This window comes from Streptomyces aureus, assembly GCF_001418135.1.
Taxonomy (GTDB): Bacteria; Actinomycetota; Actinomycetes; order Streptomycetales; family Streptomycetaceae; genus Streptomyces; species Streptomyces aureus_A.
This window is the reverse complement of record NZ_LIPQ01000671.1, coordinates 1-6,597: the sequence shown is the minus strand read 5'-3', so window position 1 is coordinate 6,597 and position 6,597 is coordinate 1. Positions and strand designations below refer to the sequence as shown.

Genomic DNA, 6,597 nt, shown 5'->3' with positions numbered 1-6,597 from the left:
CACCCGCACCCGCACCCGCACAACACCCCGCCCACCCGGCATCATGGAACCGTGCCCGAAGGAGACACCGTCTGGCAGACCGCCCACCGCCTCCACACCGCCCTGGCCGGCCGGCCACTGACACGCGCGGACCTCCGGGTCCCCCGTTTCGCCACCGCCGACCTGACCGGCCGCACGCTCCTGGACGTCACCCCTCGCGGCAAGCACCTTCTCGCCCGCATCGAGGGCGGCCTCACTCTCCACTCCCATCTGCGGATGGACGGTGCCTGGCGGGTGTACGCCACCGGGGCGCGCCCGCACGGCGGCCCGGACCACCAGATCCGCGCGATCCTCGGAAACGCCGAGCACACCGCGTACGGCTACCGTCTCCCGGTCCTGGAACTCATCCGCACAGCGGACGAGCCGGACGTGGTGGGCCACCTGGGCCCGGACCTGCTGGGCCCCGACTGGGGCGCGAGGGCCGCCGAGGAGGCGACCCGGCGGCTGACGGCGGATCCCGCCCGCACACTCGGCGAGGCCCTGCTCGACCAGCGGAACCTGGCCGGCATCGGCAACGTGTACAAGTCGGAGCTGGCCTTCCTGGCCGGTGTGACGCCATGGCTCCCGGTCGGCGACCTCGGCCCCGACGTCCCCGCCCGCCTGGTCGCGACCGCCCACCGTCTCCTGGACACGAACAAGGACCGCCCCGACCGCCGCACGACGACCGTCCGCCGCCCGGGCACCCCGCTGCACGTCTACGGCCGCGCCGGCCACCCCTGCCTCCGCTGCGGCACCCCGATCCGCAAGGCGGAACTCGGCGACCGGGTCACGTACTGGTGCCCCGGCTGCCAGCACGGTCCCACGAACGAGACCGCACCCGACCCCACCCACTAATTGACGACCCGTCAGATCCAGTCGTACGGTCCGACCATGACGGACAAGGCGAACACGACGACCGCTCCGGCCACGACGACCGCGACCGCCACCGCGACGAACAAGTCGCCCCTCGCCGCCTACGACCTCACCCACCGCACGGCCTTCGTCACCGGCGCCGCCAGCGGCATCGGCCGCGCCACCGCCGTTCTCCTCGCCCAGGCGGGCGCCACCGTGCACTGCGCGGACCGCGACGAGCCCGGCCTCAAGCAGACGGTCGCCCTCATCGCCCGCGAGGGCGGCGCCGCGCACGCGCACCCCCTGGACGTCACCGACCGCGCCGCCCTCGCCACCGCCGTCCGGGCGGCCGGCCCCCTCCACGTCATGGCCGCCGTCGCCGGGATCATGCACACGAGCTCGGTCCTGGAGACCCGCGACGAGGACCTGGACCGCGTCCTCGCCGTCAATTTCAAGGGCGTGCTCTACGCCTGCCAGGAGGCGGCCCGCTCGATGATCGCGGCGGGCGTCCCCGGCTCGATCGTCACGATGGCCTCGGGCGCGATGGACACCGCCGGCCCGGGCCTGCTCTGCTACAGCGTCACCAAGGCGGCCGTCGTCCAGCTGACGAAGACACTGGCGACGGAGGCGGGCCGGCACGGCATCCGGGTCAACGCGGTCGCCCCGGGCTGGATCCGCACCCCCATGACGGACCGCCACGAGCCGGCCGCCCAGGAGCAGGCGGAAGCCGCGATGATCCGTCATTCACCGCTGGGCCGGGTCGGGGAGGCCGAGGACATCGCTCATGCCGTCCTGCACCTCGCGTCCGACGCGTCCGCGTTCACGACAGGCCAGATCCTGCGCCCCAACGGCGGCGTCGCGATGCCCTGGTGATCCGCCGGGCGAGGACGCCCGGCCGCCCCGACGAGGCGGCCACGTGCACCGGCAGCAGACTCAGCCCCCAGCCGCCCGCGGCAACCGCGCCCTCGACCGGGCCGACCTCCCCCGGCACCAGGAGCAGGCGCAGCACCGCCCACCACCAGAGCCCCCCGGCCACCAGCCCGATCGCGACCAGCGCGAGCGTCGCCGGCGGCATCCGTCGCCGTACCATGGCCGCCTCCTGCCGTCGACGCTAGACCGGCAGGATCACCCCGCGGGAGGGCGCACCGGAGGTACACCCGGCGCACACGGCCCAGTCGTACGTTCCCCCCACCATGGCACGAGGCACCGGAACCCGGCATCTCAGACAATTCGCCCCACCCTGCGGAAGCAAGAGAAAAGCCCCGGCCGACGCCCCCGAAGGGACACCGACCGAGGCTCGACCCCGTATCGCTTCGTACGGCGACGACTAGGCGGCGACGACGTCCACCGCTTCCGCGGGCGCCTTGATGGTCACCCGCTCGGTGGGCACACGGCCCACCGACGTCACCGACACCGAATTGAGCATCGGGCGTACCGGCGTCGGCACCGGTTCGCTCGCCGCTGCCGACTCGGCCAGTTCGGCCAGTGACAGCTCGTCGCTCACTTCACGCATGAGCTCGGACATCCGTACGTCCAACGCGTCGCAGATCGCGGAGAGCAGCTCGGAGGAAGCCTCCTTCTGCCCCCGCTCCACCTCGGAGAGATAGCCGAGCGAGACTCGGGCGGACGAGGAGACTTCGCGCAGAGTACGGCCTTGGCGCTGGCGCTGCCGACGCAGCACGTCACCCAACAGGCGACGGAGCAGAATCATCGGTGGCTCCCTCCTCGGACCGCGTAGCCGCATCCTTCACGCCCCACCGTACCGCCTCGCGCTGCGGCCGTGCGGGGAGCGATGTCGTGTTCACTCAGGGCTGCAAACATCAATTCCCCCCGTTGTGTTCCGTATCCTGTGCCCGCGCATTTCCCGAGAGTTCCTCATGGAGCAGTTCCAGCACGCTCCGCACACTCTCTCTACGGATGTCCGCGCGGTCGCCGTTCAATCTCAACGAGACCACTTTCCCGGCGCGGGCGCCCGTCGCGGCGGGTCCCGCGATCGCCACATAGACGGTGCCGACCGGCTGTCCGTCCTGCGGTTCGGGCCCGGCGACCCCGGTCGTCGAGATCCCCCAGTCGGCGCCGAGCCGGGCCCGTACACCGGCCGCCATCTGCAGCGCGACCTCGGGATCCACCGCTCCGCGCTCGGCGAGCAGGGCCGCGTCGACGCCGAGCAGCTGCTGCTTGAGGGCCGTGGCGTAGGCCGTGACGGACCCCCGGAAGGAGGCCGAGGCCCCGGGCACTCCGGTGAGTTCCGCGGCCACCAGCCCACCCGTGAGCGACTCCGCCGCGGCGAGCGTGTGACCACGCTCCGCGAGCAGCGCCAGCACCCGGGCGGCCTCGGTCATCGCGTCGCCGCCTCCGACCGCGCGGCGGCGCGCTCGGCGGCGAGCCCCTTGCGGCGCAGCACGACCGCCTGGCGGACGTAGTCCAGACCGGTGACGACCGTCAGCACGACGGCCACCGCCATCACCCAGAAGCGCAGGGTGGCGAGCGGCCCGGTGAGCATCAGCACGTACATGCCGACCGCCGTGCCCTGGGCGAGCGTCTTCATCTTGCCGCCGCGGCTGGCCGGGATGACCCCGTGGCGGATCACCCAGAACCGCATCAGGGTGATCCCCAGCTCGCGGGCCAGGATGACGCCGGTCACCCACCAGGGCAGGTCCCCGAGCGAGGACAGCGAGACGAGCCCGGCCGCCATGATCGCCTTGTCCGCGATCGGGTCGGCGATCTTCCCGAAGTCCGTGACCAGGTTGTACGCACGGGCGAGGTGCCCGTCGAAGACGTCCGTGATCATGGCGACGGCGAACGCCGCCCAGGCCCAGGCCCGCCATGCGGGGTCGTGACCACCGTCCTGGAAGAGCAGCAGCACGAAGGCCGGCACGAGCACGAGCCGGATCATGGTCAGGATGTTGGCGATGTTCCACAGGCTGGCCTGGTTGACGGCCGCCGTGCCCAGCTTGCCGCGGGGCGCCGGCCTACCGGTCCCGCCCGTCGCGGATGCCGGGACTCCGGTCATCTGCCTGCCTCCTCGAAAAGACACTCGGCCACCAGGTCGACGCCCTCCGTGCCGACGACCTTCGCCATGACCATACGGCCCGGAGCCAGGTCGGGGCTCGTACCGCCGGCCGTGGTGAGGACCACCTGGCCATCGGTCTCGGGCGCCTGGTGCGCGGCGCGGCCGATCACGCCGTCCTCGTCGTCCACGGACTCGACCAGTACTTCAAGGGTCTCTCCGATCCGCTCCTCCGCGCGCTGCGCGGTGAGCTCCTCGGCGAGCCGGGAGAGGTGGGCGAGGCGGGCGTCGACGACGTCCTGGTCGAGCTTGTGCTCGTACGTGGCGGCCTCGGTGCCGTCCTCGTCGGAGTAGCCGAAGACGCCGATGGCGTCGAGCCGGGCGTGGGTGACGAAGCGTTCCAGCTCGGCGAAGTCGGCCTCGGTCTCGCCGGGGAAGCCGACGATGAAGTTGGAGCGGGCGCCGGCGGTCGGGGCCTTGGCCCGGATGGTCTCCAGGAGCTCGAGGAACCGGTCCGTGTCACCGAAACGGCGCATGGCCCGCAGCACGTCGGGGGCGCTGTGCTGGAAGGACAGGTCGAAGTACGGCACGACCTTGTCGGTCGAGGTGAGGACGTCGATCAGGCCGGGGCGCATCTCGGCGGGCTGGAGGTAGCTGACGCGGACGCGCTCGATGCCGTCGACAGCGGCGAGCTCGGGCAGCAGGCTCTCCAGAAGACGGATGTCGCCGAGGTCCTTGCCGTACGAGGTGTTGTTCTCGGAGACCAGCATGACCTCCTTCACACCCTGCTCGGCGAGCCAGCGCGTCTCGTTCAGCACGTCCGAGGGACGGCGCGAGACGAAGGAGCCGCGGAAGGAGGGGATGGCGCAGAAGGAGCAGCGGCGGTCGCAGCCGGAGGCCAGCTTCACGGAGGCGACGGGGCTGGTGTCCAGACGCCGGCGGAGCGGCGCACGCGGCCCGGAGGCGGGCGCGAGACCGTCCGGCAGGTCGCTCGGCACGTCCTCGGGAGCGGAGGCCGGGGTGGCGGCGGGAGCGGGAGCGTCCACGACGCCGTGGCCGGGGAGGGCGACCGCGGCGGCGGCCGCCTGGCGCTCCACCGGCGAGAGCGGCAGCAGCTTGCGCCGGTCACGCGGGGTGTGCGCCTCGACACTGCCACCGCTGAGGATGGTCTGGAGGCGGTTGGAGATGTCGGAGTAGTCGTCGAAGCCCAGGACGCCGTCGGCCTCCGGGAGGGCCTCGGCGAGTTCCTTGCCGTACCGCTCGGCCATGCAGCCGACGGCGACCACGGCCTGGGTGCGGCCGTGGTCCTTCAGATCATTGGCTTCGAGGAGGGCGTCGACGGAGTCCTTCTTGGCGGCCTCGACGAATCCACAGGTGTTGACGACGGCGACATCCGCGTCCTCGGCGTTCTCGACGAGCTCCCAGCCGTCCGCTGCCAAGCGGCCTGCGAGCTCCTCCGAGTCCACCTCGTTACGGGCGCAGCCAAGAGTGACAAGGGCGACGGTACGGCGTTCGGGCATGGACTCAAGACTACTTCGTCCCGGCCGTTGCCCCGTCGCGCAGGGTTCACCTGCGCGACAGGGGCCACATCACGGGCCCGGAGGGGGCGGCTCAGCCGGCCTCGGGGTCACCCTTGGTGTACGTCAGCCGCTCGACCTGGCCGGATTCGAACTTGTCGTCGATCTTCTTGCCGTTCACGTAGAGCTCGATCGCTCCGGCGTTGCCGAGGACCAGGTCGATGCGCTCGTCGTCCTGGAAGGTCTTGGACTCGCCCTCCAGGAGGAGCCCGTCGAAGAGGAGCTTTCCGCTGGCGTCCTTGGCCGAGATCCAGCTCTTGCCGTCGGTGGCGGTCATCTTCACCGTCACCTTGTCCTGCGGGACCGCGGCGATCGCGCTCTCGGTGGGCTTCGGCGGCGCGGGCTTGACCGGCTTGGGCTTGCCGGCGGACGTGGCCTTCTCCGGCGCGGGCGCCGGGCCGCCGTCCGCGGTGGTGGTGCCCTTGGGCGCCTCGTTTCCGTTGAACATCGTGAAGCCGACGAAACCGACGACGGCGACGATGGCCGCGACCATCGCGGCGGTCCAGTTGGGCCGGCGCGGCTCGGGGCGGATGCGTTCCGCCTCGAACAGCGGGGCGGCGGGGGTGGGCGCGGGGCGACCGCCGTGCTCGGCGTCGTACTGCTCGATCAGCGGAGCCGGATCGAGGCCGACGGCACGCGCGAGCGTGCGGATGTGGCCGCGGGCGTAGACGTCGCCGCCGCAGCGGGAGAAGTCGTCCTCCTCGATCGCGTGCACGATCGGAATCCGGACACGGGTGGAGGCACTGACCTCTTCGACGGTGAGACCGGCGGCGACGCGGGTCTGCTGGAGAGCGCGACCGATCGAGTCCCGGTCGTCTGCCGGGAAGATCCGGTCGTCTTCGGGGGAGTTGCCGATGGACACGAGAGCGCCTTTCGAGCGTGTAGCCACCTGCTGGACGTTCAGTCTATGGGTGGTACGAAAGGGTGGGGCAACCGGGCGGGTGCTGTTTGTACGCCATGAGGCTGGGACATCCTTCTGTCCCTCCGCTCAACTTGACGTACGGCCAGGGGAAACGGTTGCCCTCCCATCCCTTACGAGTGAGTCTCGGCCCGGTCTCGATAGCGTACCCCCTCCCCCGCCGCGTACGCCGGCCGGACCTCGCCCCGCTCCGACCGGGAACCGCGCTCCGACCGGGACCC

The 6,597-nt window shown here is 71.7% G+C and carries 8 protein-coding genes; 2 read left to right on the top strand and 6 right to left on the bottom strand.

The window, feature by feature from the left end; translation table 11 throughout:
* The first annotated feature begins 51 nt into the window (after nt 1–51).
* A complete protein-coding gene (locus tag AOK00_RS35955) occupies nt 52–873 on the top strand; it encodes an Fpg/Nei family DNA glycosylase (RefSeq protein ID WP_055604293.1) in 822 nt (273 codons plus the stop codon).
* Complete coding sequence (locus AOK00_RS35950) at nt 874–1,743, top strand: SDR family oxidoreductase (RefSeq protein ID WP_079042378.1); 870 nt, start codon at nt 874–876, stop codon at nt 1,741–1,743. It begins immediately after the preceding gene.
* Here the strand turns inward: AOK00_RS35950 and AOK00_RS35945 are convergent.
* The 6 genes from AOK00_RS35945 to AOK00_RS35920 form a co-directional block, all read right to left on the bottom strand.
* On the bottom strand, nt 1,691–1,960 hold the full coding sequence (locus AOK00_RS35945; RefSeq protein ID WP_079042377.1) for a hypothetical protein: 270 nt from the start codon (nt 1,958–1,960) through the stop codon (nt 1,691–1,693). The genes AOK00_RS35950 and AOK00_RS35945 overlap by 53 nt on opposite strands.
* A gap of 237 nt (nt 1,961–2,197) precedes the next feature.
* Nucleotides 2,198–2,581 carry a helix-turn-helix domain-containing protein gene (locus AOK00_RS35940; RefSeq protein WP_030326330.1) on the bottom strand — a complete coding sequence of 128 codons (384 nt, stop codon included), beginning with the start codon at nt 2,579–2,581 and terminating at the stop codon, nt 2,198–2,200.
* Between the two features lie 109 nt (nt 2,582–2,690).
* Nucleotides 2,691–3,212 (bottom strand): CinA family protein, encoded by a 522-nt coding sequence (locus tag AOK00_RS35935; RefSeq protein WP_055604291.1) that lies wholly within the window; start codon nt 3,210–3,212, stop codon nt 2,691–2,693.
* Nucleotides 3,209–3,883, bottom strand: a complete 675-nt coding sequence (pgsA, locus tag AOK00_RS35930; protein WP_055604290.1) for a CDP-diacylglycerol--glycerol-3-phosphate 3-phosphatidyltransferase — start codon at nt 3,881–3,883, stop codon at nt 3,209–3,211. The genes AOK00_RS35935 and pgsA overlap by 4 nt, the downstream gene beginning before the upstream one ends.
* Nucleotides 3,880–5,400 carry a 30S ribosomal protein S12 methylthiotransferase RimO gene (gene rimO, locus AOK00_RS35925; RefSeq protein ID WP_055604289.1) on the bottom strand — a complete coding sequence of 507 codons (1,521 nt, stop codon included), beginning with the start codon at nt 5,398–5,400 and terminating at the stop codon, nt 3,880–3,882. The genes pgsA and rimO overlap by 4 nt, the downstream gene beginning before the upstream one ends.
* 91 nt (nt 5,401–5,491) lie before the next feature.
* On the bottom strand, nt 5,492–6,319 hold the full coding sequence (locus AOK00_RS35920; RefSeq protein ID WP_055604288.1) for a RodZ domain-containing protein: 828 nt from the start codon (nt 6,317–6,319) through the stop codon (nt 5,492–5,494).
* Nucleotides 6,320–6,597 lie beyond the last annotated feature (278 nt).

Excerpts from the sequence above, each read along its gene's own strand:
- AOK00_RS35945 (WP_079042377.1), bottom strand. The coding sequence starts at position 1,960 with ATGGTACGGCGACGGATGCCGCCGGCGACGCTCGCGCTGGTCGCGATC.
- AOK00_RS35940 (WP_030326330.1), bottom strand. The coding sequence starts at position 2,581 with ATGATTCTGCTCCGTCGCCTGTTGGGTGACGTGCTGCGTCGGCAGCGC.
- AOK00_RS35935 (WP_055604291.1), bottom strand. The coding sequence starts at position 3,212 with ATGACCGAGGCCGCCCGGGTGCTGGCGCTGCTCGCGGAGCGTGGTCAC.
- pgsA (WP_055604290.1), bottom strand. The coding sequence starts at position 3,883 with ATGACCGGAGTCCCGGCATCCGCGACGGGCGGGACCGGTAGGCCGGCG.
- rimO (WP_055604289.1), bottom strand. The coding sequence starts at position 5,400 with ATGCCCGAACGCCGTACCGTCGCCCTTGTCACTCTTGGCTGCGCCCGT.